At 46.2% G+C, this 26,146-nt stretch carries 23 protein-coding genes and 1 riboswitch; of the genes, 12 read left to right on the top strand and 11 right to left on the bottom strand.

What is annotated here, in order from left to right; all coding sequences use genetic code 11:
• Positions 1-152: 152 nt before the first annotated feature.
• Positions 153-1,646: an FMN-binding glutamate synthase family protein gene (locus tag ACLVWR_RS12620; RefSeq protein WP_413581006.1), complete on the top strand. Its 1,494-nt coding sequence runs from the start codon at positions 153-155 to the stop codon at positions 1,644-1,646.
• A 38-nt stretch (positions 1,647-1,684) separates the two neighbouring features.
• Here ACLVWR_RS12620 and ACLVWR_RS12615 read toward each other — a convergent pair whose 3' ends face one another.
• The 3 genes from ACLVWR_RS12615 to msrB form a co-directional block, all read right to left on the bottom strand.
• Positions 1,685-2,170: a hypothetical protein gene (locus tag ACLVWR_RS12615; protein WP_413581005.1), complete on the bottom strand. Its 486-nt coding sequence runs from the start codon at positions 2,168-2,170 to the stop codon at positions 1,685-1,687.
• 101 nt (positions 2,171-2,271) lie between these two features.
• Positions 2,272-2,901, bottom strand: coding sequence for a transglycosylase domain-containing protein (locus ACLVWR_RS12610; protein WP_413581004.1), 630 nt, complete (start codon positions 2,899-2,901; stop codon positions 2,272-2,274).
• A 148-nt stretch (positions 2,902-3,049) separates the two neighbouring features.
• A complete protein-coding gene (gene msrB, locus ACLVWR_RS12605) occupies positions 3,050-3,586 on the bottom strand; it encodes a peptide-methionine (R)-S-oxide reductase MsrB (RefSeq protein ID WP_413581003.1) in 537 nt (178 codons plus the stop codon).
• A 150-nt stretch (positions 3,587-3,736) separates the two neighbouring features.
• On the opposite strand from msrB, the gene ACLVWR_RS12600 reads away from it, so the two are divergent.
• Genes ACLVWR_RS12600 through ACLVWR_RS12585 form a run of 4 tightly spaced genes read left to right on the top strand, consistent with a single transcriptional unit; the run spans position 3,737 to position 7,132 of the window.
• Positions 3,737-3,985 (top strand): hypothetical protein, encoded by a 249-nt coding sequence (locus ACLVWR_RS12600; RefSeq protein WP_413581002.1) that lies wholly within the window; start codon positions 3,737-3,739, stop codon positions 3,983-3,985.
• A 59-nt stretch (positions 3,986-4,044) separates the two neighbouring features.
• Positions 4,045-5,436 carry an HD domain-containing phosphohydrolase gene (locus ACLVWR_RS12595; RefSeq protein WP_413581001.1) on the top strand — a complete coding sequence of 464 codons (1,392 nt, stop codon included), beginning with the start codon at positions 4,045-4,047 and terminating at the stop codon, positions 5,434-5,436.
• A 3-nt stretch (positions 5,437-5,439) separates the two neighbouring features.
• A complete protein-coding gene (locus tag ACLVWR_RS12590) occupies positions 5,440-6,075 on the top strand; it encodes a hypothetical protein (protein WP_413581000.1) in 636 nt (211 codons plus the stop codon).
• Between the two features lie 7 nt (positions 6,076-6,082).
• Positions 6,083-7,132, top strand: a complete 1,050-nt coding sequence (locus ACLVWR_RS12585) for an NAD(P)H-dependent flavin oxidoreductase (protein WP_413580999.1) — start codon at positions 6,083-6,085, stop codon at positions 7,130-7,132.
• Between the two features lie 44 nt (positions 7,133-7,176).
• Here ACLVWR_RS12585 and ACLVWR_RS12580 read toward each other — a convergent pair whose 3' ends face one another.
• Positions 7,177-7,653 (bottom strand): hypothetical protein, encoded by a 477-nt coding sequence (locus ACLVWR_RS12580; protein WP_413580998.1) that lies wholly within the window; start codon positions 7,651-7,653, stop codon positions 7,177-7,179.
• 128 nt (positions 7,654-7,781) lie between these two features.
• Positions 7,782-8,768 (bottom strand): EamA family transporter, encoded by a 987-nt coding sequence (locus tag ACLVWR_RS12575; protein WP_413580997.1) that lies wholly within the window; start codon positions 8,766-8,768, stop codon positions 7,782-7,784.
• 28 nt (positions 8,769-8,796) lie between these two features.
• Positions 8,797-8,894: riboswitch (purine riboswitch) on the bottom strand.
• A gap of 190 nt (positions 8,895-9,084) precedes the next feature.
• Here ACLVWR_RS12575 and ACLVWR_RS12570 point away from each other — a divergent pair.
• The gene (locus ACLVWR_RS12570; protein ID WP_413580996.1) at positions 9,085-9,828 is read left to right on the top strand and encodes a hypothetical protein; all 744 of its coding nucleotides are present in this window, start codon (positions 9,085-9,087) and stop codon (positions 9,826-9,828) included.
• A gap of 12 nt (positions 9,829-9,840) precedes the next feature.
• Here ACLVWR_RS12570 and ACLVWR_RS12565 read toward each other — a convergent pair whose 3' ends face one another.
• Positions 9,841-10,422, bottom strand: coding sequence for an HD family phosphohydrolase (locus ACLVWR_RS12565; RefSeq protein WP_413580995.1), 582 nt, complete (start codon positions 10,420-10,422; stop codon positions 9,841-9,843).
• A gap of 300 nt (positions 10,423-10,722) precedes the next feature.
• Here ACLVWR_RS12565 and ACLVWR_RS12560 point away from each other — a divergent pair, with 300 nt between their 5' ends.
• The gene (locus tag ACLVWR_RS12560) at positions 10,723-11,574 is read left to right on the top strand and encodes a DNA/RNA non-specific endonuclease (protein ID WP_413580994.1); all 852 of its coding nucleotides are present in this window, start codon (positions 10,723-10,725) and stop codon (positions 11,572-11,574) included.
• A gap of 5 nt (positions 11,575-11,579) precedes the next feature.
• Here ACLVWR_RS12560 and ACLVWR_RS12555 read toward each other — a convergent pair whose 3' ends face one another.
• From ACLVWR_RS12555 to ACLVWR_RS12545, 3 genes are all read right to left on the bottom strand, one after another.
• Entirely contained in the window at positions 11,580-12,569 is a 990-nt protein-coding gene (locus tag ACLVWR_RS12555) for a hypothetical protein (RefSeq protein ID WP_413580993.1), read from the bottom strand.
• A gap of 106 nt (positions 12,570-12,675) precedes the next feature.
• Positions 12,676-13,461, bottom strand: coding sequence for a siderophore-interacting protein (locus tag ACLVWR_RS12550; RefSeq protein ID WP_413580992.1), 786 nt, complete (start codon positions 13,459-13,461; stop codon positions 12,676-12,678).
• A 140-nt stretch (positions 13,462-13,601) separates the two neighbouring features.
• Positions 13,602-17,699 carry an Ig-like domain-containing protein gene (locus ACLVWR_RS12545; RefSeq protein WP_413580991.1) on the bottom strand — a complete coding sequence of 1,366 codons (4,098 nt, stop codon included), beginning with the start codon at positions 17,697-17,699 and terminating at the stop codon, positions 13,602-13,604.
• 316 nt (positions 17,700-18,015) lie between these two features.
• Between ACLVWR_RS12545 and ACLVWR_RS12540 the strand changes: the two genes are divergently transcribed.
• The 4 genes from ACLVWR_RS12540 (at position 18,016) to ACLVWR_RS12525 (ending at position 21,154) form a co-directional block, all read left to right on the top strand.
• A complete protein-coding gene (locus tag ACLVWR_RS12540; RefSeq protein ID WP_413580990.1) occupies positions 18,016-18,432 on the top strand; it encodes a hypothetical protein in 417 nt (138 codons plus the stop codon).
• A 225-nt stretch (positions 18,433-18,657) separates the two neighbouring features.
• Entirely contained in the window at positions 18,658-19,377 is a 720-nt protein-coding gene (locus ACLVWR_RS12535; protein WP_413580989.1) for a hypothetical protein, read from the top strand.
• 14 nt (positions 19,378-19,391) lie between these two features.
• Positions 19,392-20,063, top strand: coding sequence for a hypothetical protein (locus ACLVWR_RS12530; RefSeq protein ID WP_413580988.1), 672 nt, complete (start codon positions 19,392-19,394; stop codon positions 20,061-20,063).
• 173 nt (positions 20,064-20,236) lie between these two features.
• Positions 20,237-21,154, top strand: a complete 918-nt coding sequence (locus ACLVWR_RS12525) for a DUF6607 family protein (RefSeq protein ID WP_413580987.1) — start codon at positions 20,237-20,239, stop codon at positions 21,152-21,154.
• 56 nt (positions 21,155-21,210) lie between these two features.
• Here the strand turns inward: ACLVWR_RS12525 and ACLVWR_RS12520 are convergent, their stop codons facing one another.
• Together ACLVWR_RS12520 and ACLVWR_RS12515 are read right to left on the bottom strand one after the other, a co-directional pair.
• Positions 21,211-22,557 carry a hypothetical protein gene (locus ACLVWR_RS12520; protein WP_413580986.1) on the bottom strand — a complete coding sequence of 449 codons (1,347 nt, stop codon included), beginning with the start codon at positions 22,555-22,557 and terminating at the stop codon, positions 21,211-21,213.
• Positions 22,554-23,276: a hypothetical protein gene (locus ACLVWR_RS12515; protein ID WP_413580985.1), complete on the bottom strand. Its 723-nt coding sequence runs from the start codon at positions 23,274-23,276 to the stop codon at positions 22,554-22,556. The genes ACLVWR_RS12520 and ACLVWR_RS12515 overlap by 4 nt, the downstream gene beginning before the upstream one ends.
• A 293-nt stretch (positions 23,277-23,569) precedes the next feature.
• On the opposite strand from ACLVWR_RS12515, the gene ACLVWR_RS12510 reads away from it, so the two are divergent.
• On the top strand, positions 23,570-26,128 hold the full coding sequence (locus ACLVWR_RS12510) for a DUF3656 domain-containing U32 family peptidase (RefSeq protein ID WP_413580984.1): 2,559 nt from the start codon (positions 23,570-23,572) through the stop codon (positions 26,126-26,128).
• Positions 26,129-26,146 lie beyond the last annotated feature (18 nt).

The raw sequence follows: 26,146 nt of genomic DNA, 5'->3' as shown, positions 1-26,146 counted from the left end.
CTAAGTTAGTCCAGACGATAACAAGACTTAATATGCGAGTAAAATTCGCTTGTGGCAAACTTCACTTTTGGAATGTTCAAATAGGTCGAGTTGGTCTATAAACTTGCCGACTAGTATTTAACAATATTCAAAAACAACAGTGAGGTTTTGAGATGAGAAAAGACTTTTACACAGCTTTTGCTTTTGTGATCGTCATGAATTTCATATTTTATTTATATTGGCCTGTGGGACTTTTCACGCTGATATTTTTTGTACCATTCTTCTTACTTGGCTTTCGCGACATCATGCAACCTCGCCACGCTATCAAATCCAACTTCCCTGTCTTCGGACATTTTCGTTATCTTCTGGAATCCATCCGTCCCGAGATCAATCAATACTTCATTGAATCCAACACTGATGGAAAACCGTTCAATCGTGAACAACGCTCTGTCGTGTATCAACGTTCCAAAAAAGTTCTGGATACTATTCCGTTTGGAACCCAACACGATGTTTACAAACAAGGCTATGAATTCGTCACTCACTCTCTTTATCCCAAACACGTGGACCGCAAAAGTTTGCGCATCACGATTGGCGGCGAATTGTGTACACAGCCTTATTCCATGTCGCTATTAAATATTTCCGCTATGAGTTTTGGTTCCCTTTCCACAGCCAGCATCCTGGCCCTGAATGGTGGAGCAAAAGATGGCGGCTTCGCCCACAACACCGGCGAAGGCGGTATTTCCCCTTATCACCTGCAACCTGATGGTGATCTTATCTGGCAAGTCGGCACGGGCTACTTTGGCTGCCGTACACACGATGGAGACTTTGATCCCGAGTTGTTCAAAACCAACTCCCGCCGTCCGCAGGTAAAGATGATTGAACTTAAACTCTCCCAAGGCGCAAAACCTGGCCACGGCGGTATGCTGTCCGGAAAGAAAGTGACAGAGGAAATTGCTCGCATCCGTAACGTTCCGGTTGGTAAAGATGTATTATCCCCTCCTGGCCACAAAGCCTTCTCGGATGCTGCCGGAATGCTGGAGTTCATTGCGAAACTGCGTGAACTTTCAGGTGGAAAGCCTGTGGGTATCAAAATGTGTCTTGGCCACCGCCAGGAGTTCCAGGAACTCGTAAACCTAATGCGCGCTAGAAATTCTTACCCTGACTACATCGTTGTCGACGGAGCAGAGGGTGGGACCGGGGCCGCACCACTTGAGTTTTCAAACTATATTGGCACTCCGGGTGTTGATGCGCTTGTGGTCGTCATCGATACATTGAAAGCTGCGGGCATCAAAGACAAAATCAAAGTCATCGCCACCGGAAAGATCACAACTGCTTTTGATATCGTGAAGCTCCTGTGCATCGGTGCTGATGCGACCTATGCAGCTCGCTCCATGATGCTGGCCCTGGGTTGCATTCAGGCCCTTCGCTGCAACAACAACAAATGTCCCACGGGAGTGGCTACCCAGGATCCAAATCTGGTTAAAGGCCTTCACGTTCCAACCAAACGCGAACGCGTAAAGAACTTCCATCAGGAAACATTGGAGTCTGTGGCCCATATGATCGGAGCCATGGGAATATCCCACCACAGCGACTTGAACCGCAGTCATCTGCACAAACGCGTGGATGAGAATCTGATTAAAACCTACGCTGAAATTTTCAATCCATAAAATGAAAAACCCAGGATCTTCTCCTGGGTTTTTTCGTATCAAGACGCTTTTTCTTTTAGAAACGAGAATATCTTATCCACCATGAAATCCGGCTCCATGGGACTGGCACATTTTGTACAAGTCAACTCTGGAAGATAAACTTCATGTGGAAGCTGGTTCACCGCATACTTATAATGGACGTCGTTTTCCAGCTTCATGGTCGTTTCAGAAGAACAGGACTCACAAAGAAATGGCGCAATGAAAGACGTAATCACAGTTCCCTTGGGAACAAAGCCGTGAACGATATTTACCTGGTTCACAATCACGTAAGGACATTCCTCCATGACCAACTTCGCACCCAGCGAAAAACGAACCGTCCAGGAGATCCAGTTTTTAACACCAATGGAATTGATGAATGTCACCTTGGACATATTCACCTTAATGTTCTTGAAGTTTTGAATTTTCAAATCAAAGATTTCGGTCTTTTCGCTGATGGGTCCCTCTAGAAAGATCTCAATCGCGTCACCGTTGGTTTTATAATTCATTTCCTGATGATGAGAGCTTTAAAGGCAAGATGCAATAGCCCAGACTCCAAACTGCACCTTTTTGGAGTCATATAAAAGCAGGCTCACGATCTGACTCATAATTAGTACGCCGGAGCACCTTGTGGACGAATCAAGTTTAATAAAAAGGTCCGACTCCGCTGGTACATTCTATTCTCTGCAAATGGATAGTAGTAAGTGGGATTGCGACTGACCACAACCACTCCAGCAACCTGTTCAAGACTGAGCTCGCTTAAATTTCGTTTGAAATAGTATGAGCTGGCATTTTGAAAACCACCCAACTCACGCCCTTCCACATTTCCAAAAGAGTGCCTGTTGATAACTTGCTCTAAAATCTGATCATAGCTGTAGTTTAGATGCAGACGTATGAAGGCCATTTGGTCTTCAACACCTTTTATGAAAGTCCCCCGACCTTGGGTCGGCATCAAAAGTTCAATCAACTCCCAGGAAAGTTTGCAATCCAAATGCAGCGACGGTGTGTCTGAGACAAGTTTCTGGACGGCCGACCACTCATTGCATAAAGCAGACTGAGGGTACTCGACTTCATTCATTATTTTGATCAAGGATGGGGGTAGCTCCTTAAACGACACATAAGGATGAGGCTTAAGCACCATTGCCGTATCCAGCGCTTTACTCACGCGCCGATATTCAATGATGGCAAATAACGACAAAGCCCCCGTAAGGGCAAAAGAGGCTGTAAAAAAGAATGTCAAAATGAACTTCAGTGACCTCATGCCTTCAAAACGCTCCAAACGGATCTGCTGATCTTATCAAAGAAATTCTCGGATATTAAACCAGGAAGAATCTCGATTTGCATTATTGACTCCAAAAATATCGAACGAACTACACTTCCATAAATCCTTACTTTTTCTTGGACTTGGCAGATTCCGAAAAAAGATGCAGGTAGCGTTCGTAGCCTTTTGCTTTCATTTCCTCAACAGGAATGAAACGAAGAGCGGCTGAGTTGATACAATAGCGTTTCCCGCCCTTATCCTTCGGGCCATCGTCAAACAAGTGACCCAAGTGCGAGTCGGCCTTTTTGGAACGAAGCTCTGTGCGCTCCACCGACATCTCCCGATCCGGCCGAGTTGTAACTACATCCTCATCGATGGCTTTGGTGAAGCTGGGCCAACCGGTACCAGAATCATATTTATCAGTGGAACTAAATAACGGCTCCCCGCTGACTATGTCCACATAGATTCCCGCCCGCGTATTATTCCAATAAGCATTATCAAAGGGTTTCTCTGTCGCCGCTTGCTGCGTGCATTGGTATTGCATGGGTGTCAGCTTTTTTCTAAGTTCCGCATCCGTTGGCCTTCTATAATCCCCTTCAGAGGCAGACAGAACACTGGATATAAGCAATCCCAAAACGAGAGAAAACCTGAACCGATTCCCCATAAAGCCCCCTTTTGCTCAATAAATACCTAATGCAATTCACATTATACACTTCAAGAAATCTTGAGGCAATTTAACAGGTTAAATTGAGACTGCGGATTGTGAGTATCTTCAGTTCGCATTACGATAAATAAATCAGACAAAGGAACGTTCATGAACCACAAAATCCATTTCCGTCGTTGCCAGCACTGTGGTGAGACACACAATACCAGTGACGAATTGATTATCGATTGCGAGTCTTGCGGCAAGGAATTGATTCCCCTGTATTACACCCAGCTTGTTAAGATTGCCCAGGATGAATTGATCAGATCTCCAGGCCTGATCAGAGACAATCCTGTCATGAAAGAAATCGTCGTCGTCGGACTTACGGCGGACTGGGAAGCGGAGCCTGAGGCTTTCTAATTACATATTGCAAGAGAATCACCCTAAGACCACGCTAATAGATAACAGGAGGCTTCGCCATGAGAAGTCTCGATTTAGTCGTGGTCTCCGCCGATTCTAAATTCGTCAAACGCGCAAGAACGCTTGCCGAAACCTTCACTTTTGACTTTGCAGCCTTCAACGATCCCGATTCCTTTTTCGAGGAAACTGAGAAATACAAATCCATCACCTGCATCATTCTTGATTGTGCAAAAATCGAAAAACCAAATGAAGCCGCCGGCATGGTCCAAGTCGCCTGCCAGGTCGCAGCTGATAGCTACATTATCGCAGTCGTTAACTCCAAGCTAAAACCCGAAGATGCCCGTATCGTGAAAACCTCCGGTGCTTCTTTGGTTCTGATGGAGAATGAGTTTTTTACGACCAGCAAGCTGGAGTTCGTTACAACCCAGGTGATTCGCTCCTCATTTATTCCAATCAAGGTTTTTGATATTCTGCCCGGCACTGAACTGGATTTTCCGCTGCACTATATGATGCCCGCCAATAAGAAGTTTCTAAAGATCGCCAAACCCGGAAGTCATATCGATGAATCATTTATCAGGAAATTTTCTGAGATGGGTGAACTCTACCTAAAACGTCAGGATCTTAATAAGTGGATCGAATACTGTCGAAGCTTTGACACCCAGGACGAGCTCAGTGCCCTTCGGCGCTGCCGATTGCAGTTTCTGCAAATGACTCAATCCTTCCTTGAGCTTGCCCTGATGATCAGTGATCAAAGCTCAGCCGCTTCATTTGCTCTGGGCAAGGAACTTTATGGTACCTGCGAAAAGTTCGCGAAAGAACTCCTGTCCACATTGGGAGTGATCAAAAATCCATTTGAAGTAATAAACAATTCCTCCGTCGGTGACTTTGGCTCCCTCGAACGAGCCCCCGCCATAGCCTCCTATGCCGCTGTCCTAAGTCAAAATACTTTCATCGGAAATCCCCTGGAGGTGATGATCGCAGCTCTCCTGTCTGATATTGGATACCTGGAGCTGTCTCCATCGGCCTCCGCCAAACTGCGCGCCAATGATATTAAAAAAATGAATGCCGAAGAGCTGCAGGAATACCAAAAACATCCGATTTACAGTTTAAATCAGTGCCTCTCGCGAAAAATTCCTCTTAGTGAGGCGATGAAGATGATGATCCTGCAAAGTCATGAACGTATCGACCAAAAAGGCTTTCCTCATCGTATCAATCCTGACAAACTGTCCGAGGAGTCCATGTTGATTCGTCTGTGCTGGGATCTGGATTCAAAAACCCAGGTGCGTATTGGAGAACCACGACCAGATATTTACGAAATAATTGATCGCCTCTCTGATGCCGTTTCAGGTGAGCGAGGGAACTTTTCAATCGGTTTTACGACTAAAACGTCCCCCACCCTAAGAGCACTGCATTTAAAACCGGACAGTCCTGCCCCCACCCCGAATGAATAAAGCTTGTACACCCCTTCACACGCACCCTATTCTGAGTACATGAACAACTGTCCGTTATGCCATAAAAAATCTCTTTTCTCGCAACTTGATTCACCGGTGTGCGATGAATGCAATCTGCGCTTTTCGCGCGAAGAGGCGTTTGCAAAAGCGTTCTTTGGCGACAGAAAGTACTTCAAAAAATCCCGTGAACTGAAATATCAAGAGGAAACTCTGTCAGTGGAGGTTCATGCCAGCCTAGCCAAATCCGGACTTCTGTACTACGCAACGGGCTTAATTCTTCGTCATGAAATAGGTGCCGACAAAAATCAGGATTCCCTGCTGGGAAGCGCCTACGAAAGAATTGCGAAAGACTACTCTTCAAGAACGCTTGAGGATCTGGAATATCAGTTTATCGTCGTAAAGCACGAAGAACCCTACTATGCAGGACCGGATCGCTTCAGGTTGCAGACTCTGAACGCTGTCAGCATAGATATCGAAGACCACACGGTCATCTTGATCACCGACAAAAACAGACTGACTGCCGAATCACCCTTCTGGGCTCTCGTGACTCATTCAGATCTCATTGTGTTAGTTGAAAGTCACCCCCAGGAAAACACATTGAAAAAGGCTGCAGTATTCTTAAAAAACCATACCCTGTAAGTCATCTATGCATAAAATCGGCAACATCTCTCTAAAAAATTCCTTAATCCTCGCGCCCATGGCTGGCGGTCCCTCAACTCCTCGGCTGGCAGCGGCAGTTTCAAATGCGGGAGGTTTGGGCTCACTGGGATGTGCCTACGAATCCCCGGATCAAATGCAAAGAACAATTCAAACAACAAAGAGCCTGACTGAAAAACCATTTGCGGTCGGCTTGTTCGCGCCACTCCAAGATCCGGTCTTAAATAACGACCAGATCGAAAAAGCCACAGCTGCCCTGGCAATATATAGAAAAGAATTGGAGATCAACACAATCCCAAGTCTCGCCTCCCCGATGTCGATTGATTTTGACAGGCAATTCGAAATCATCCTGAAGGAAGCACCCGCCGCATTCAGTTTCACATTTGGTCTGGTACCAAAAGAGTGCATCCTTGCTTGTCGCTCTCGTAAGATAGTGACCATTGGAACCGCCACAACCCTCGATGAGGCGCAACTGCTGATCGATCTCGGAGTTGATGCCATTGTCGCACAAGGAGTGGAAGCTGGTGGACACCGCGGAATATTCTCTTTAACTGGTGAAGATCCACAGATCAAAATGCTTGATTTAGTAAAGACACTTTCCCAAACCGTAAAAACCACCATCATCGCAGCAGGTGGTATGATGACAGGCCAGGACATTCGCGCAGCCTTGAATAACGGAGCCCACTTTGCCCAACTGGGCACAGCGTTTCTTCTTTGTCAGGAGGCTGGCACTTCAGAAACCTACCGGACTGCCCTGCTGAACTTCAAGAATTCAAAGACGGATCTCACCCGTGCCTTTTCCGGAAGAATCGCTCGTGGAATTGAAAACCGCTTTTTGAAAGAGATGAAAAACAAGGCTGGCAGCATTTTGCCATTTCCGGCTCAGAATAACTTCACGCGGGACATCCGCAATAAAGCCACCCAACTTGGCAAATCAGAATTCTTATCCCTTTGGGCTGGTGAGGGAGTGGCGAAGATTCGAAGCCTTTCCGCCAAGGACCTTGTTGAGATTTTGTGGCAGGAAACTTCAGTAGTTTAGTCATTAATAGAATCAAAAAAAAAGGGCCTTGCGGCCCTTTTTTATTACTTACAGCTTTCGATTTGTTTTTCTTGAACACGAATCGGACGCTCTTTGCGCCAGTCAGCTGCCTCGTAAGTATATTGAAGGTAGCTTGTTGGGTATTGCGCCGTCTGAACTATAGACTTTTTGCAAGTACGACGAGTTGAGTCTGTGTGATCGTATTTTACACAAACGACTTTTTCGTAGAACGGAGATACCGACACTGTTTGTGCTGGAATCACTTTTACTGTGCGGCCTACGCAAACTCTTTTTGGGTAGTGAGAATCAGAGCGATCCCAACGAATTGATTTGCAGTATTCTTTATTGTGTTGAGGAACGAAGACGCGGAAAACTTCATTTTTCTCGTCAACGCAAATTTGTTTCGCAGTTACTTTACCTTCTTGAGGTACGTAAGGGTTTTCAGAACGATTTTGAAATGTCTCGCCATAAGCGTGAGCGAACATTGGAAAAGCCAAAGCCAGTGCAATCAATAGTTTCATGGAGTACTCCTGTTTTTTTCAAACAGTTAGTACGGATCACCTTTGTAAACAACAGGAATCAATTGGTGTTTGTTTTGTAATTCCCGCCAGCACCTTGAAACGGCTTTAAATCAAACGTGGCCTTCCAGTTAATGATTACGCGCGTCAGGAGCGATCATTTTAAAATTCAACAGAACGATGGCGACAATAATAATCAGGGCCCCCAACCATTGGGTGCCCGCCACCACTTCACTTAAAACGGAATATGAAATCGTCATCGCGAAGGGCAATTCCAGCGCCGAAATAATACTGCCCAACCCCACACCGACAATTGGAAAACCTTTGTTCAACATGATCGGCGGAATAACGGTTCCAAAGACCGCTACTATGAAGCCATAAGACAGGAAAATTGGAAAGTTGAACGCCTGATTGTGAATGAACTGCTCACCGATCAAGTGCATGCCAAAATAATAAGGCCCTAACTGAGTCAGGAAACCAAAGATCCCCACCACGACACACGCCCCATACATCATGATCTGGCTGCGTTTGATCGGATGTAGATGCGCTGCCACGCTTTGTGTGGAAGCCAATGCCCAGCTAAATGCCATGGCCGCCAAAACGGCCAGCACAACTCCCCGCATATCCAACTTGTGAGCAGCTCCGAAAACGTTGGTCGCCATTAAAGTTCCGCACAAAACCATCACGACTGCCAAAACTTTGTCAATCCCGGGAGCACGCTTACCACGAACTGACTCGATCACAATTCCCATCCAAACGGATTGCATCAACAAGACCACGGCGACCGAGGCATCGATATACATCACCGACATGTAGTACAGAACACTGGTCAAGCCCACAGGAATACCTGCGATCACCAGGTGACGGAGATCCTGTGAATTTGGTTTTTCATGACTCTTATTGAACAGGCTATTCATGATCGTCAAAATCAGCGCCCCCCAAATAACCTGGGAGATTGTGACCTCGGCTGTGGAGTAGCCGTGTTTGTATGCGAGTTTTACAAATGTCGAAAGCATTCCGTAGCTGGAAGATCCCAAGGCGACAAACAATGCACCTGACAGAAGACTATTGAAACGAGAGTTCGCTTGAATTTCTAGGGACCCGGATGAACTTATCATAACTACCACTGACTAAAGTTTTTAAGTGTCAGTTAATAATCATTCCGATAGTCAACTTTTTGTGGAAGTTGGTAGAGACATTCAACCAGATCTTGAATTTATAAAGGATGTATTAACAAGTCCGAAGGTATCAGCATTCACCGGTCGAAACAATTCACATTCAAAATAGCGATCTTTCCTCGGATGTATAAGATTAGTTCACCGTTGGCAATTTGGGCCCCTTACTGCCTCAATAGCCTTTCAAACCGCGCCATAGTTAATACTTTTGATCTCAGGCCCTATAAAACTGGCACGTCCATCGCACGTCTGCAACCTTATGCGATCATGGTTCTTAGGACTGCTTATACTTACCTCTACTCTGACGGCACAGGCCTGGGCGGCCCCTATTGACGTCGTCCTGGATATCGATTGGACAACCTTCTATACGATAAAGCCTGAAGACAAAAATCAGATGGATCCGAAAGCCATTCAAATTGCCGGCAAAACATACCGCCCAACAGAACATCTGGGTGAAGTCCTTGAAAAGCTTCTGGCACTTCCTGATATCCGAATCAGTTTTTTCAGCGGTGGAGAAACCACTCGCAACGAGGCCCTGCTAAAAGCATTTATATTACCTTCGGGTCGCTCTGCTTTTGATATTTCATACAAAGTGCTGTCTAAGCATGATTTGACAGTGGTCTCTGAAGACCCGTCCTTGGGGTTTGCAGATCGCTATAAAAAAAATCTTGAAGGCATTCTTCCAGGCGCGACCATGGAGCGAACCATTCTGATCGATGATCAGATCAAGTTTGCTGTGGCACCATGGAAAGCGGTTGATTCCATGGGACACCTTGAGTTTCAAAGTAAATTTGATCCCGAAAAAATCGGTCAGTTCGAACACCCAGCGACAGTGGAACAATGGCAGACCGAGAAAGACAAAGCCTTAATGTGGTTGGCTCTTATTAAAGAGGCTCTGAACACATCCAGAAAACGGCACACACCATTCAGCACTGCCGTGACTGAAATCTGGGCACAGAAATCACAACGTCCCCTGTGCAAAAACGTTTTCAACGTCAATTAATCCCTTACGGAACTAGGACTGCCTCAACAACTGACGAGCGATTTCCAAAAATCGAGCCTCGGTCACTTCTGGCGGCCACGGAATAATCGGGAAATCAAAAGGTTCGTCCTCAGCTATATTCCAGGACTTAAGATCCTTGGTGATAAGATCGCGAACTTCGGTCGCCAACAAACGGCGATCAATTTGTTTCACCACTTTTGGAAGCGGAAAATCCAAATTAAATTTTTTGGAGATCGCCCAATGAATGCGTGATTCAATAATTTCAAAATCCGGAAGCAATGCTTTAACCGGAGAAACCAGATCACCAATATAAGCCTCTGTTGCATCATGAAATAGCATATGAAGCGCGATATCCTTGGTTGGCGACACTTCCGCTCCAAGGCAGGAGTGCTGCCCTACTGAATAAAAAAATCGGGTATGACCATTAAAGCGGGCCTGGCGCGCCAATGCACAGGCGATGTCTTCAATTTTAATCGCGTCTGGTTCCGGCTGAAGTATATTAAAACGATTTCCCGACAGGGTGATAACCCAGGATTTTTGGATGATTTCGGGACGATTCAAATTTTCTGTAAGGGGCGGCAATTCCATGATCATGGCATTTGTGAGTATCTCAATCCCTTCAGAGTTTCATGAGAAATCTTGATGATGCACAGGGTAAGACCGCACATTTCAAGGAGTGAGAGTTACAAACTCCCTTTTTGCAAATTCCACAAGCTATTGTGACAAAGTTCGTCTTTACATTACTACCGTGAAGTCATTCTGACACCGGCTACTGAGCCAATTTTCGGCCCGATAAAATAAGTTTTTCTGTACCGACGATTATGCCTTCAAAGAAATTTCAAGTGCGAATAAGTTGCGCCCGAGTTTACAGCTCAAAATAAAGGAGTGATTGAAATGAACTTTATTAATGCACCTTTACTGACACTATTACCCTTGTTCATCTTCGTATTTCAGACAAGATGTTATGCCGCTGTTGAAGGGATTATTGGAAACATGCCTTTGGATAAAAATCCGAACATAACCCAACAACTGCCGCATACGAACGCTTCGGAGATTATCATCTCTCGCAAGCAATATGTGATTTCATACAACAAAACCACCCGCTCACCCAACTGGGCTGCCTGGGAGTTGGATCCAAAAAAGATCGGTTCGGCCGATCGCTCCAACAGCTTTATTCAGGATGCCGAGCTGGAGGAATTTCTCGACAAACAAGGCAGTCAATTCCGCGCCGTCACCTCAACAGAATATAAAGGGACCTGTTTTGATCGTGGACATCAGGTGCCCTCGGCGGATCGAACCAACAGTGCCAGGGATAACGAAGCCACCTTCACCATGAGCAACATGCTTCCTCAGACGCCTTTTTTGAATAGAGTGATGTGGGAGGACCTGGAACGCTATACGAGGGATCTGGTTTCCGTTAAGAACAAAAAGGCCTACGTGATTGCCGGCCCCATTTATGATCAAAATTTTGGCGCCATAGGTCCCAACAACGACATCCCCGTTCCGTCGAAAAACTTTAAGATAATTTTCCTGCTGGAATCAAATCAGACCGCGAAAGACATCACGAAAGACACTCCCGCCTTGGCTGTCATTTTACCAAACACGCTGGCTGACGGCAGTGCCGTTCCGACCAGGGAGGACGTCGATTGCGAAACGCTGGCGGATCACTCTTCTGGAAAAGCAGATTGGAATAGCTATCGAACCACTGTGGACGAAGTGGAAAAGCTGACCGGTATCAGATTTTAAGGATTCTACTGATCCAATGGTGGCGGATAAGTGTTGATCATTTCCTGCATGGTGGATCCGTAGCGGCCATTTGGCACAATCATGGTTGCCTTACGCCACTCCGGAGTTGCCTGGATAAAGCGGCCTTGTCCGACACCAGGGGCATAGCCCCAGGTCGTATTCACGGCTTGCGCATTTGGCCAGTAATCCGCCCCCACGTTCACCAGATACTTGGCAGAACTGCGATCATCGGTTCCCGCCGCGTTTTCCAAAACAAGGCGGGTTTCCATGCTCACGAAAACGGCCCGGATATCCTGTGGCACGATCGTCGAATGCGTCCCGTAACCATGGGCGAAAAGAGGATACTTGGGTTTAAATGAAAGTCCACCCGAGGACTCCACCTTGGTGCCATTGCTGGCAGAGTACGTGAATGGATATTTCCACGTATCCGTGTATGGAGAAGCGTCATTTTTTAGCAGACTCCAAGTGCGGGTCGACTGCGACAAAATAAATATTTTCATATTGCGATACTGTACACGCGTATTTGTGGCTGAATTTCCAGTCGCTTCGAAAACCTGCAACCAGGAATTCAAGGTGTAACACCACTCTGGCTTGGAGTACTCAAACCAACTTGGAATATCAGCACCAGATGGTGACTGCATGATGATCATAGGCTTTGTTTGCCACTCATAGCGTATATCCGGAATAACAGCCTCGTGAGAGGAAGCCGATTGACTGACCACCATATCAATAATCGCCTGACTAGCGCTTGGTGAAGGAGTTGGAGATGGAGACGGCGTTGGCGTGACCGTCGGCGTTGGTGATGGGGTAACTGTCGGTTTTGGTGTTGCTGAGGGTGATGGTTGCGGAACCGACTCTGATCCCTGCCCTATTGTTCCATCAATGGGCGTCTGGGATTCAAACTTCGAACATGCCGTAATAAGTACCAACAAAAATGAAAGAATTCCGATGCGGAAATTGGTCTTATTAAGGATCGAAGTTCTATTATTGTTCATAGTAATATTCTATTCGACAGATACATGCACAATAATCAGATTAAATGTGGAAATCTCAAAGCGATACAAGCTTTTCGTTCCAACGGTTCAAGTCAAATGAAACACTTTACCCGGCCTCACCATTCTTCCAATACCCTGTAGCTTTGATCCAATTTTCCTCGGCGCCTTTCACATCCACAAGCATGCTCTTTAATTCCATCGCACAGCCTTTTTCAGTGCCGATCCAGGAAAAATAGTCCCCGCTTGGGAAAGGTTCCTTAAGCACCGCCTCTTTAAGCATTTCAACTGAAGCAGCGTCATTTCCATTTCTGTAGACCCAGTGAATGGCAACGTCCGGCCCATGCTTCAACTCTATTTTTTGGGATTCATTTTCAACTTGAATGAAGACCACCGCTTTTGCATTCCAGGGAATCTCTTCCAGGCGTCTGGCAAAAGATGGCAATGATGTCTCATCTCCGATCATCAGATACCAGTCAAATTCATACGGGACGATTTTAGAACCTCTTGGGCCACCCATTGTGAACTTGGAACCAACTTCAGCCTGCTGGGCCCATTGCGATCCCGGCCCCTTGCCATGAAGTACGAAATCAATTTCAAGCTCTTTGGCTTCAGCATTATAGCGGCGCGGAGTGTAGTCCCTCATGATGGGAGGTCTGTCTTGTTTCGCATCGGGAGCGAGCATGGAGGGAACAACCGGTTCATCTTCTCCCGGATAAGCAAAGAACGCTTTCACGTGATCATCCGGAGACAAGGAAACGAATCCTTCCAGGTCATCACCAGTCAAAGTGATTCTCTTAAGACTTTTACTTAGAAGTTCCGTTTTTTTGACGGTAAGCTTTCTAAGCTTCACTGTATGCATGACTGTTTTGATTTCTCTGCCTTTGTTTTCCATCTAAATCCCTCGCTCTTAAGTCACACTTAGACTATGCGAGGCGATTTGGAGTCTGCAATTCAATACTCAGGAACCACATTAAGTGACAATAAGATGAGAGAAGTTAGGTTGGTTAAATGGCAGTTTAAGTGCTGAATGATCTAAGGCACAACCCATGTAGTGACATCCACCGGAATAAGCCAAGACTGAAAAACAGACGCACTTGCCAACAAACCATTTGTATTAGGCCCCAAACACCACATTGTGGAATCATTCTTCAACAGACATCCGGAAACAGCAGTACCGACATTGTTAAATGAGAGATCCTTATAATCTGTTGCATTCGGAATCAAAGTTGGAATTCTGGTCGCGGATGTTCGGTGAATCAAACGCGCGAATGAGCTGTATGCATCACCCCAGCATTTTACTCCCGCATTAGTAAATCCACATCCACCATTCTCGCCAATTCTAAGCGAGGTGTACTGTGCAGTATCATCAACCAATGTCGGTATCATTTTCACGGTTGTAGAATTCAGCCCGGTTTTATATCCAGCGGAATTACCCCAGCAATACAAGCTATTGGAACCATCACGTATTGCACAGGCAAAGTCACCACCAACCGAAACTGATGTATATAAATCGGTTGCACTGACCACCTGCGGAGTATTGTAACGATCCGGAGTGATGCTTCCCAAACCTGCCTGGTATGAGTTATTAGATCCCCAGCATTTCAATATTTTATCCTCGGTGACACCACATGTATGGTAGGTGGCTTTGGGAGCAACTCCAATGTCCCGATAGCGCACGCCGGGATCGATCACCTTTGGCTCCCACGAACCAGAGATAACGCCGCCATCCCCTAGCTGCCACATGTTGGAATTATAACCCCAGCATTTCAAAACTCCATCCATTCTGATTCCGCAAGTCAATGAATCGCCAGCTACAATTTTTTTATACTTTGCTCCGCCGTCCACTAATCTTGGCGTTGGCGATGATGACACACCCGTAAAGCCCAGGACACCGTCAGCATTCCTGCCCCAACATTTTACTGTATCATCGGTAGTGATCGCACAGCCGTACATATTCCCTACGGCAACCATTTTAAATGTTAATCCCCGATCCAAAACGATTGGACTAGTCCGGACAACCCCGACTCCCGAGGACCCGTCTCCTATTGAAGCTGTCGTTCCATTCCCCCAGCACTTCAATCGATCGAATGAGTCGATTCCACACGCCAAAGTTGATCCGAAGGAGATCTGCTTATAGTTCTGACCACTATCCGCCATAGCGGGATTATCTCGAAGATTTACCAAACCGTCACCGACACTCAAACTCGCAAAGGATCCCCAGCATTTTATTCTTTGGTCGGTGGTAATTCCGCAAGCATAGTTATTCCCTGCTTTCACCTTAAGATAGGTGGATGTTCCACCCACCACAGTCGGAACCAGCTTATTCGCCACGCTATAGTTGCTGCCATCACCTAATGCCCCGGCATCTGAGCTTCCCGTTCTATTAGAACCCCAACAAACTGCCTGGTTGGAAGTCATGCGTACCGCGCAGGTATGAGCATTGCCGACGGAAACGTTTAAGTATTTATTCCCAGCATCGATTGCTTTCGGAACATCGCTATTAGTTGTTGTACCGTCACCCAAATTTCCTGAACCATTTGTCCCCCAACAGTACAAGTAGTCATTGACGTCAATCGCACAGGCGTGGCTTGCATACATACTCAAGCTTTTAAACTTAACTGCAGTTGGAACGAGTGTCGGAACCAGCACTTCCCCCGTCGTGGCCCCATTCCCTTGCAAATAGGAAGTATCGTCTCCCCAACAATACAGATCACCAACGGAGTTCAATGCACAGCCCGCCCAATTTCCTCCGGCGATGGCTACAAAGTCATGGGTTGAAGTCATACTTGTTGGAGTTGTGACGGCTGATGTGGCTGCTCCATTAGCAAGTTCACCGCGAGTTTCAGATCCCCAACAATAAATATCCCCCAGCTTGATTCCACAAACCGCCCGACCAATCGGTGCGACATCCGTGAAATCAGAACCAACGAAGGTCGGTGAATAACTTGCCGTAATGGTGCCATTGCCCAGTTGGTAAAAACTGTTAGATCCCCAGCAATACAAATCACCATTAATGCGAATTGCACAGCTTGTGGTTGTATTGGAATCTGTCGCCACCTTTGAGTAGCTATGACCGCTGTCTATGTCTTTGGGCAAGACGACTTGATCATCTGTCCCGTCGCCTGAGTTCGACCCCCAACAGCGCAGTCTCCCGTTACTAATGATAACACACCGACTGTTATTTCCCATCCCCATTTCAATGGCGGAACCATGCACACTGTCCGTATCACTGATATGCAAACGACTTTGATAGTCCACACCAAATCGAACCAACGGACTGCTGGTGTAATGCAGATTCATCTGCATATACTTATTTTCGGATCCAGGATTATGGATCAGATTAAAAGGAATATCCACGATCGTCGGATTCGCAGAATTTGCCGGAATTGTGATACTTCCCTCGGTCGGTAAATCATGATCGACGCCGTTCACGGCATTCCCAACAAGACGGTAGTTAATTGTCACGTCGTAAGGTTTAGTACCACCAAGACGAACCTGAAACTTTTGTACGCCGACCGCAGACTCGGAAACTACCTGTTCCTTTTGAACAAATGCAACCGGTATCACCGTCGTATCATATATAAAGGTTTCCGTATTTGAAACAACGTTATCAAGTCCTGCGGCATCTTTGACTCTGATCGCTGGAAGTGTGATCGACTTCGTTCCCGTACCGGACGGACTCATTTGAAAAGTCCACGTTGTTCCAAAACCCACTAAAGTTCCCAGCTGAGCATTGGTTCCACCCACCACAGTGAAATCAGAAAGATCCAAACCCGTCACAGGTTCACTGAAGACCACCGTAAAACTCATCGGAGAAGTGTACGAATACGGACCAACATCACTGGTAACAACAACAGTTGGTTGAATGGTATCAAGAATACTGGAAACAGCAACTGGCCCTTGCACGCCATTTCCTGCAGTATCGCTCACCGCATTCTCAGGAATACTGACACCAAAGGTCCCTTCAGCTGAAGGTGTCAGAGTGATTGTATAAGTAGTCCCACTTCCACTTAAGGATGCGGTCGCATTGGTTAAGGTTAAGTCTGAAAGATCAAAACCTGCCACAGCTTCCGAAAAAGTCGCGGTCACCGAAACGGATCCCGCCGTCGTCCGATAGGTCGGAAGACTTGATAATGTTACTGTCGGTCGAACCGAATCATACCTCTTTTGCAACCATGCTGAAGCCAAAGACAGATTCGTTGCCGCATCCACGGCCGCATTTTCAACCGCACGAACTCTGAAGTTCCCTTCAGCAATCGGCGCCAAAGTAAATGAGTAGCTATCTCCACTTCCGGCAAAGTTACTTACCACCGCATTTTCCACTTCAAGATCAGCGGCCGTAAAACCCGTAACCGCAGCACTGAATGTCACCGTCACATTGATCGCAGTATTAACGTCACTCCCCGCCGTGCTCGCGAGTACCGGCACGGGACGATCATTATTAAAAGCCACTGAAACTGAATTGGACGCTGAATTTGAATTAGTAGCCAGATCCATTATTTTTCCTGCCGGATAACTGACAGAAACAGTGCCGTTGGCAGAAGGCACCACTTCGAACGCAAACACCGAACCGGAGCCCGAGACTTGGCTTACGGTGCCACCGGTAACATTGAAGTCACCAGGCTGAGGTTGGCCATCCACCGGCTCGCTAAAGGTCAAAGTGAAAACGATGGGCGTGTCCTTTGTAGGATCAAGGCCTGAATAAGAAATGGTCGCCGTAGGATTTGTTCGATCGTTATAAAATTGCAGCAGATTCGAAGCCGAATTCGGTACCAACACTGAGTTTACGACTGAGTCTTGATTTAATTGAACGCTGACATTTCCTTCAGCCGTTGGAACTAAAACAATCGTATATTCCGTGTCCGTCACTTTTACCAGCTGAGTGGCCGTACCGTTAAGAACGGCGAAACCCGAAAGATCCAGACCATCAATGGGTGTATTAAAATGAACCGTCACAGGCCATTGTGTTTGATTATTGTTCGCTGCTATTGCCGAGGACAGGATCGCCTGAGGAGTGGGAATCGTTAAACTAGCCAGCTTATCGTTAATTTTCAAAGACAGGGTGCAACTGGAAAGCACCAATCCCAAAAACATCACGATAACGTACCGAACAAACAAGCTGAAGATCATGACTTCTTATCGGTTATAGATGGAAATCTCGATAGGAAACTAAGGCACAACTTCTCATTTTGACCGAATTTTGTTCGATCAACTTGACTCAATTGCGATGTTTCTTACTCGAGAATATGAAAAATTATACCAAAAAAGAGACAGACTCAGTATCTGTTCGGCTATCATCCGGGACCTACACTTCCGCCCCGATCCGGACCATGAGTTCTAATTTCCTGATGGATTCGTTCTAATCATTTTATTATACAAACCAATCGAGAATCCTTTAAACACGTTCTTGTCATAAACAATATTATATAATTAAAGGGACGAAATCATGAAAGCTATCAGACTCCTTATCACACTAAGTGCTTTACTCATCACTTCTATGGCGATGGCCAAGGAATGCGTTGATGCTCAAGGCAATGATATTTTGAATACGCCACAAGTATTTCGAGAGTTAATTGAAAAATCCAACAACTGCCACTCGGCCGTTGAATTGGCAAAAGCCTGTGCCTGGGGCTCTATGGTCGACGTCTTTACGGCAGGAGCTGCGTACGAAGTTTGCCACACTCAGTTGGCCAAAATGAACCCTGACAAAGCAGACTCGGCCCTTTTGGTATCCATGAGTGAACGCTGCGATGCTCACCATAACACCGACGGCGGCACAATGGCTAAATCCACAACGGCTTTCTGTCATATGAACGCCATTGAGTTTGTAGTTAAATTGGTACAAACCACTGAGGTTTACTAGAAGACCGGATCCTGCGAAGCTGACAAAAAAACGTTGTCAGCATTGCACTCTACTGAGGAGCAACATATCGACACCCGCCTGAAGGGTATGTCGACTCTCTAGACACTCATGGTTTTCTTTCAACATTAGCAGTTTGAAACAAACCAAATCTTAACAAGTGTTACATTCGCCTTTACGAGGTGAATTCTGAAAACGCTGATCGTAGGGCTCATTTTAAGTCTTGGCTTGTCTGCTTATGCAGAAGAAAAGACCGAAAGCCTTTATAAATTTAATCCAGTCACCAGTGCTTCCGCAAGAACACTGCCGCAATGGCATGTGGCTTTCCAAAAAACCGGCGGCGCCAATATCAACTCGGACTTTCTGGCAAACTCCCTGAGCATCGGGATCTTGCCTCGCTTTGAAATGGGCGTGATTCCCCTTTTCTATACGAATAAAAACAGCTCCAACTACACTGCCAAATTGAATTTCTGGAAGGGCGATCAGGTGGACTGGGCTTTGTCCTTCACCGAAGCTCGCTTTCAAACTGAAATAAAGCAAAACGCCCAGGTTGTTGAAAGACCAGATCTGATCTTAAGATCGATACAACTGGGAGTAAATTATCGTATTCCTGACTCTGATTTCATCATCTCCCCTTTTGTGACCTCCGTCTCTGGTTACCTGGATTCAAAGGACGCCTTTGCATTCATTTACTCATACGAAATAAAACATGAATGGGGCCTCGACGTGCAATGGAACTTCCAGGATCGGCAGTGGCTGACTTTGGGTTATGGATTTTTACGCAACTCCGGGATCTCAGCTTACGAATTGATGAGCTCTGGCTTTGGTTTCGCCTGGTCGATTTTCCGGCCCAAGGAGTTGTTCTCGCGTCCTTCGGTAGGAATTTACTTCACCCCAGAAACAGCTAATACATTGTTCCTGGTAACATCCACCTTTTACGAATTTTAACCATTGAGGCAATCATGTCTGCAAATTCAATAAAAATCAGCAGTGACAACAATACGCTTCAAGAGGAATTTAAGTCTATTGCCTTGAACATCTCCGCGATGCTCAAGGGCGAAGGCAAAACAGTTCGTCCTTTCGTTGAAGGACTTCCTCATTTCTCAAAACTACCAACAGAGAAAAAGCTGCACATCATTCAGCAGGTGCGCTTTTACCAGGAGCTTTGCCAAGGGCAACTGAACGATGGATATAAAATCAGTGACAGCCCCACTTTCACCTGGAGGGCATTTCGTCATTTGGGCTTGGCACCCTGCAAAGACTTTTTTAGCTTTCTTACCCAAGACGACATCGTCGAGATTTATTCCAAGGATCAAATTCAGCTTTTCAGAAACTTTACTTTCTTTGATTTCTGTTCTTACACACTGGAGGAGCTATACACCTTTGAATGGTGGAACCTTTTTCAGAGGGAAGAAAAGCACACACAGATGATTCTGGACGAAGTCGCCAAGGTGATTTCGGGTGAAATCCAAAGCGCATATGAACCCGGTCTGCCTACCCACGAGCTTCGTGAGATTCGTTCTGCGGAGAGGTACTCCATGACCATGAGCCTTCGCTGCCTAGCTCCTGTTTATAAGAACAAACAGCTTGAGGGACTCGTTGTTTTGGAACGCGCCAGATTTCTGAATAACTAACGACCACAATTCATTCTATCGAGGTCATGTCGCCGCGCAATGGCGACACCTGCAACCTGTCATTTACAGGGGGAAACACGCTCCCGTTTTCACTTGCCTTTCACTGCGCTTGAAACATTACTCATTGCCGAGGTCTCCTGCTAGCCTTTCGACACCCATGAAAGGAGCTTCCATTGAGACATCTACTTGTTCTTCCATTTTTGACTCTTGCGAGTTTCGCCGCCCAAGGTAGCGATATTTCCAGTGATAAAGCCAATATCAAATCTTTCCAAGGTTGCTTTGAAGTGAGTTTCAACTTCGTTGAAACATTCCCTCTGATTGAAGGTTATAAAACCACTGCACCTTACCATTCCAAAGCTTTGGAATACGTCGTTGTCGACCAAGAGGCTGACAAAGAAGTGGGTTTGCAACACATCCTGTTAGTGGGTAAAGACGGAAAAATGACTCTAAAACACTGGCGTCAAGAATGGATTTATGAGCCAACTTCCGCGTTGGAGTTCAAAGGTAACAACACTTGGCACCAAAGAACACTGACTGTGGAAGAATCCGATGGTCGCTGGTTGCAAAGCGTGACTCAGGTCGACGATGCACCAAGATATGAATGCGCGGCCAAGTGGGTAAGCACTGGCGAAAGCAAGTTCTGGGAATGCACTTCCTGGAATCCGCTTCCTCGCCGTGAATACACAAAACGCAGTGACTATCAGGTGATCGAACGTCGTAATCGTCAAATGATCACTAAAGACGGCTGGATCCACGAACAAGACAGTCAAAAGCTTCGCTTAAACGGCGAAACGGCGACAGCCTTTACGAAAGAGCGTGGCGAGAACATCTACAAACGCGTTGATGATTCCAAATGCCAGGCTGCTGCCACTTGGTGGAATGACCACAAGGACGGCTGGAAAGTGATTCGCGCCAGCTGGGCGAAAGTTCGCGCTGAAAATCCAAAATTGAAGTTGAACTTCAAAGATCCAGAGGGCGACCTTTGGCAAAAGCTTTTCGCACTGGAAGACACTGCGAAAACAAATGGCTGGCCGGAAAACAAGCTGGCTAAAGAATCGGAAGCGGTGATTCGCACTTATGTAATTAAATAAATTAAAAACCCAGCTCTGATAAAGCTGGGTTTTTTTTGAGCCCGTTTACGCACGCATTAAAGCGCCTGAAGCGACTTGGACCAGGGAACTGGTGCGATAATGTCAATAAAGGTCTTTCCGGGAAGGATCGCTTCATTTTTATTATTAATTCTATCCGTAAAAGTGATCTGGCCGGATCTCCACAAGTTTAAACTTTGGCGTTCACCGATCCAGTTTTGCATCTTCACCATATCCGTATTTTCAGCGATGACTTCAAGATCGTCCTCGGTCGAAGCATGAATCTCTTCAAGCGTCGAAGGAAGCTTCATCATTTTCTTATTTTGAAAAACAATGATGAGTTCGTATTGGTTACCAAGCCAGTAAGCGAAAATTCCGCGGGGTTTGTTTTTCTTAAAAGAGACAACAGCATCGTCGAATCCCGGCGCATAACAATTCACTGAACTAGCATAGAGGGCGCAATGAAAACGTCCCTCAGTCGCAATTCTCTCGGCTCCTCCCAAAAACTCCGAATCCCGGGCTCCACCCTCACCTTTCTTTTGATATTCGCTCAATCCATTGGTATATGTTGTCACTTCCGCTGTTTTTTTCGAGACCACCATCTTTAATTCAAGATTATCCACCAGAATGTTGCCCTTTTTCATCTTCAGAACGTCCGATAAGGATTTCCCATTGTAGAAGGAAACTTTGTTATTCGCGTCTGTTAAAAAGGCCCCCAGTTTAAGATCCCCGGGCAATGTATTAAATCGACTTACCAGAAAAGTCGTCGCCCACAGCCTGCCTATTCTTTTAATTTCCGGACTGACATTGGCTTTTGATATTTTATTAAAAAAGGCAACTTGAATACCGTAGGAACCGACATTAGAAAAGGTTTCATCACAAGCGTACTCTCCAGTAAAACCGCTACGAGGATTCGTGCAGGCCTTGTGATTATACTCATCCCCATCCAGATGACGAGCCTCGTGGACAAGCAATGCTGCAATTTCCACAGTCGATAACTTAAACATATGAGGACAGGTAAACATGGATTCACCAAGAAACATCGGAGAAACATAAGCTGCAGTCATAACCCCATCACACTCGTCTTCCAAACGAATATCTTTTACTCTTTTTTGAAAGTACGCAAATGGATTATCCTTCACTAGCTTTTGACCGAAAACCCCCTCCATCTCCAGAGTTCCTTCGACATTTTGCAAAAATTCGAAGGCTTTAAAAATCTTAATTACGCGGTCGTTATCATCACATCGATCATAGCTATCAACTCCAAAAAAGGAGAATTGATTCGCAAACTCATCGGCTTTATCCTTGCTAAAGCATTCCTTCTCTGCTGCCAAGGCGTTTGCACCTAAAGTGAGCACACTCAAAATAACTGCAACAAATATTCTAAGGGGCATAACTATTTTCATTGTGCTTCTCCATTGCCGGCCACTTGTTCCAGCCAACGATTCAATTTGCCAGGACGACCTTGTTCAATTCCAATCAGACTGATCATTACCATGTGCTGTAGCGAAGGATCACTCTGAGCTCTTCTAATTGCTGCCAGATCCTGCAATGAAGCTTGAGGGTTTTTCCTGCTTAATTCATCAATCGCCGCAATTGCACTTGCACGAAGGTTCACTTCCTCCGCTCTCTTCATCGCCAAAACAGAATGGGGATCGCCGTCAGATTTTGTTTCAATAGGGCTGATTGCCACCTTGCGCAGCACCGGACGAGCCGGCTCTCCCGCCATAGCCAAAAGGTAGGAGGCCACGGTCTTTTCGTCCGAGCGGCCAGTGCGATTGAGCACGATATCACCCAGCTGTATCAATTCGTCTTTTTTAAGCTGACGAGCCGCTGAAATAAGTTCTGCCTCGCGGGACTTCCAATCAATATTTACTGAATAGAGAGTCGCTGTTTCTTGAGACATTAATTTTTGCAGACGTGTTTTCGATTTTTCAGTCTTGTCTGCCAGAGGCCTGATGACCGTTCTTTCGAATAGAGCCTCTTTTGGAGTAACACCAGCTTTACGAGGTTTGTGCATAGCTGCGGTGGGCGCCATGGAAATAGCCGTCTGTTTGAAATGAATCCCCCCGCCGACCAGCAACGCCAGCCCCAAAGGCAGAATAAATTTCTTTGTTAAATTCATGATTACTCCCGCAAAAATAAGAATGCGAAAATTTATAAGCAAGGGAAATGCCGCCTCAAGAGGCTATACACTAGCAATGGGCACATCCAGGGTGTCGAACTAATTTACGGGTCTCGATTTATGCTAAGCGGAAATCTGAACGACTGTCAGAACCGCGGTTGCCTCTGAAAAAAACACCCTCTCTGTCGAGGAAATGGACAATCTTTCCCCTATGAGAGGCCTTTATTCGGATTCCCTAAGGAACCGGCAAATTCCCCTTGCGGAAAGTGGCCCCTATTGGCAAATTACCGCCCATGGAAAATCCTTCTTTAAAACGCCCCGAACTTCTTCTTCCTGTTGGTACCAAGGACATGGCATTGGCCGCCATTCACAATGGTGCTGATGCTATTTTTATGGGCGTCCCGGGCTTTAATGCCCGCGGCAGAAGTCACGATTTCCAAATCGAAGAGGTCAAGGACATCATCGACACCTGCCACCTCCACGGCGTGAAGGTGAACCTTGCATTTAACATTCTGATTTTCCAAAACGAACTGCGCGGTGCCGTGGAAGTTCTGGAAAAGATCCTGCCACTAAAACCTGATGCCTTCATCGTTCAGGATTTGGGTTTGATCCGCTTGATCCGCCAAATGGCACCCGATCAACGTATTCATGGCTCGACGCAAATGAGTGTGACCAATGCTGAAGCCATCCACTGGTTGGAGGATTTGGGCATTCAACGTTTCGTCTTGGCCCGTGAAAACTCCCTTAAAGAAATTCACTCGATCAAACAAAACACACAGAAGGAAATCGAAGTCTTCGTTCATGGTGCTTTGTGTGTGAGTTACTCGGGCCAGTGCTTTACCTCTGAAGGCATCGGTGGGCGTTCCGCCAATCGTGGTCAGTGTGCGCAAAGCTGCCGCTTTACCTACGAAATGCATGTCGATGGCGAAAAGCGTGATTTGGGTGGCAAGTCCTTCCTGGTTTCTCCGCAAGACCTTTGCGGTATCAACGAAGTTCCAAGTCTTTTGGAAGCCGGCGTTGACTGCTTTAAGGTCGAAGGCCGTCTGAAAACTCCTGAGTACGTGGCCACTGCGGCCCGCAGCTTTGATGAAGCCATCACCTCTGCCCAAAACAACCAATCCTTGAAAAGCCCGATCCATTTGAAAAAACAAATGGCCACGGCATTCTCGCGCGGCTTTTACAGCGGTTGGTTCCACGGTGTAAATCACCAGGAACTGGTTGAAGGCACGTTCAGTGCTCATCGTGGTTTCGAATTCGGAAAAGTTATCAAAGTAAATCCAACTTCCCTTGAGGTTGAAATCACTGAAGACAAAGCCCAACAAGGCTTAAAAGCAGATTTCATCCAGCCAGGTGATGGTATCTTGTGGGTTTATAAAGACCGTAGCGGAGCCGACGCTGAAAAAGGCGGATTCGTTTTCGGTGTCAAAGCTTTGTCGCCTCGTCGCTTTGCTTTGGAATTCTCCAGAGATATTTCGCTGGAAGGTTATTACAATGGCGCTCGCGTCTTCTATAACCATGATAAAGATCTTAAAAAAGACGTTTCATTGAGTGTCGAGGACAAGCAACGTAAAAAACGTCTTCCTGTCACGGTTCGTGCTGAAGCATCCTTGGGTAAACCTTTGACGGTGCAATACTCTGACGGCAAATACACTGTTGTTGCGACGTCAGAAAACATCTGTGAGCCTGCTAAAAACAAGGGTCTTAACTCTTTGGATTTGCGTGAAGAACTTTTCGCACTGACCGGCAGTCCTTTCCGCGGTGAAGGTTTCGAATCTGAACTTGATTCCACAACTCCCCTGTTCCTGCCCAACAAGCAAGTCAAAGAGCTTCGCCAAAAATTGGTCAAGGAATTGACAGATCTGCGTATTCAAAATGGCGCAGCTCCAAAGATGGCGCCGCAAGACCAGGTCATGAATTGGATTTCCGGCAAAAAGATCACGGACCGCAAGGCTCAGGGCCTTAAGTTCAATCTTTTACTTCGCGATAGAGGCCAGGCTGACGATGTCGCTGCCGCCATTAAAAATGGTGAGCTAAAAACAACTGATATCAATTTGGCTATTTTAGACTTTGAATTCGGTTTGGATTTTGCGCCAAGCTTGAATACTTTAAAAGAATCCGGTCTTAAAGTCGGCGTCGCAACGACGCGTATTTTGAAACCGAACGAACACCGCAATGTGAAGCATCTATTGAGCATGAACCCGGACGCCATTTTGGCAAGAAATCTGGGCGCCGTTCAATACCTTCAAGCCAATAACTACCAGGGCGAAATCCTGGGAGACTTTAGCTTGAACGTGGCGAACCATCTAACCGCACAGTATTTGCTCGATAAGGGTCTTTCCAGCGTTTGTTTGGGGTATGACCTGAACAACGTACAGGTCAGCGAGTTGATCCAGGCCGGTCAAGCGGATCGCTTTGAAGTGACGGCTTACCAATACATGCCAAGCTTCCATATGGAGCATTGTGTGTTCGCAGCCTTCCTAAGCAAAGGTTCAAGCTTTAAGGATTGCGGCAAGCCTTGTGAAAAGCATGACGTAAAATTGAAGGACCAATTCGGTAACTGGCATCAAATCAAGCCCGATCAGGAATGCCGTAATACGATGTACAACGGAACTTCACAGTCTGCGGCTCGCTATGTGAAAGAATGGGAAAGCCATGGTCTGGGTTTCATCCGTTACGAAGCACTGAAAGAGCGTGGCGCTGAACTGATCAAAAAGATCCAGGCGCACGTGGACTTTATCAGTGGCAAAAAAGAATTGGATGCATTGATCAAAGATCTGGGAAATGTGGAAAGCTATGGTTTATCAGAAAGCCACTTCCAAAGAGAGAAAGAATACCAAAGCAGAAAGAAGTAGGCTGTCTTATACTCCGAT

The organism is Bdellovibrio sp. HCB288 (genome assembly GCF_047305935.1).
In the GTDB taxonomy this organism is placed as follows: domain Bacteria; phylum Bdellovibrionota; class Bdellovibrionia; order Bdellovibrionales; family Bdellovibrionaceae; genus Bdellovibrio.
The sequence above is the reverse complement of the archived record's forward strand: the minus strand, read 5'-3'. Positions and strand labels throughout refer to the sequence as shown.

Excerpts from the sequence above, each read along its gene's own strand:
- ACLVWR_RS12575 (WP_413580997.1), bottom strand. The coding sequence starts at position 8,768 with ATGATAAGTTCATCCGGGTCCCTAGAAATTCAAGCGAACTCTCGTTTC.
- ACLVWR_RS12530 (WP_413580988.1), top strand. The coding sequence starts at position 19,392 with ATGTCTGCAAATTCAATAAAAATCAGCAGTGACAACAATACGCTTCAA.
- ACLVWR_RS12545 (WP_413580991.1), bottom strand. The coding sequence starts at position 17,699 with ATGATCTTCAGCTTGTTTGTTCGGTACGTTATCGTGATGTTTTTGGGA.
- ACLVWR_RS12560 (WP_413580994.1), top strand. The coding sequence starts at position 10,723 with ATGAACTTTATTAATGCACCTTTACTGACACTATTACCCTTGTTCATC.
- ACLVWR_RS12570 (WP_413580996.1), top strand. The coding sequence starts at position 9,085 with ATGCGATCATGGTTCTTAGGACTGCTTATACTTACCTCTACTCTGACG.
- ACLVWR_RS12580 (WP_413580998.1), bottom strand. The coding sequence starts at position 7,653 with ATGAAACTATTGATTGCACTGGCTTTGGCTTTTCCAATGTTCGCTCAC.
- msrB (WP_413581003.1), bottom strand. The coding sequence starts at position 3,586 with ATGGGGAATCGGTTCAGGTTTTCTCTCGTTTTGGGATTGCTTATATCC.
- ACLVWR_RS12620 (WP_413581006.1), top strand. The coding sequence starts at position 153 with ATGAGAAAAGACTTTTACACAGCTTTTGCTTTTGTGATCGTCATGAAT.
- ACLVWR_RS12555 (WP_413580993.1), bottom strand. The coding sequence starts at position 12,569 with ATGAACAATAATAGAACTTCGATCCTTAATAAGACCAATTTCCGCATC.
- ACLVWR_RS12510 (WP_413580984.1), top strand. The coding sequence starts at position 23,570 with ATGGAAAATCCTTCTTTAAAACGCCCCGAACTTCTTCTTCCTGTTGGT.
- ACLVWR_RS12520 (WP_413580986.1), bottom strand. The coding sequence starts at position 22,557 with ATGAAAATAGTTATGCCCCTTAGAATATTTGTTGCAGTTATTTTGAGT.
- ACLVWR_RS12515 (WP_413580985.1), bottom strand. The coding sequence starts at position 23,276 with ATGAATTTAACAAAGAAATTTATTCTGCCTTTGGGGCTGGCGTTGCTG.
- ACLVWR_RS12585 (WP_413580999.1), top strand. The coding sequence starts at position 6,083 with ATGCATAAAATCGGCAACATCTCTCTAAAAAATTCCTTAATCCTCGCG.
- ACLVWR_RS12565 (WP_413580995.1), bottom strand. The coding sequence starts at position 10,422 with ATGATCATGGAATTGCCGCCCCTTACAGAAAATTTGAATCGTCCCGAA.
- ACLVWR_RS12540 (WP_413580990.1), top strand. The coding sequence starts at position 18,016 with ATGAAAGCTATCAGACTCCTTATCACACTAAGTGCTTTACTCATCACT.
- ACLVWR_RS12550 (WP_413580992.1), bottom strand. The coding sequence starts at position 13,461 with ATGGAAAACAAAGGCAGAGAAATCAAAACAGTCATGCATACAGTGAAG.
- ACLVWR_RS12615 (WP_413581005.1), bottom strand. The coding sequence starts at position 2,170 with ATGAATTATAAAACCAACGGTGACGCGATTGAGATCTTTCTAGAGGGA.
- ACLVWR_RS12600 (WP_413581002.1), top strand. The coding sequence starts at position 3,737 with ATGAACCACAAAATCCATTTCCGTCGTTGCCAGCACTGTGGTGAGACA.
- ACLVWR_RS12595 (WP_413581001.1), top strand. The coding sequence starts at position 4,045 with ATGAGAAGTCTCGATTTAGTCGTGGTCTCCGCCGATTCTAAATTCGTC.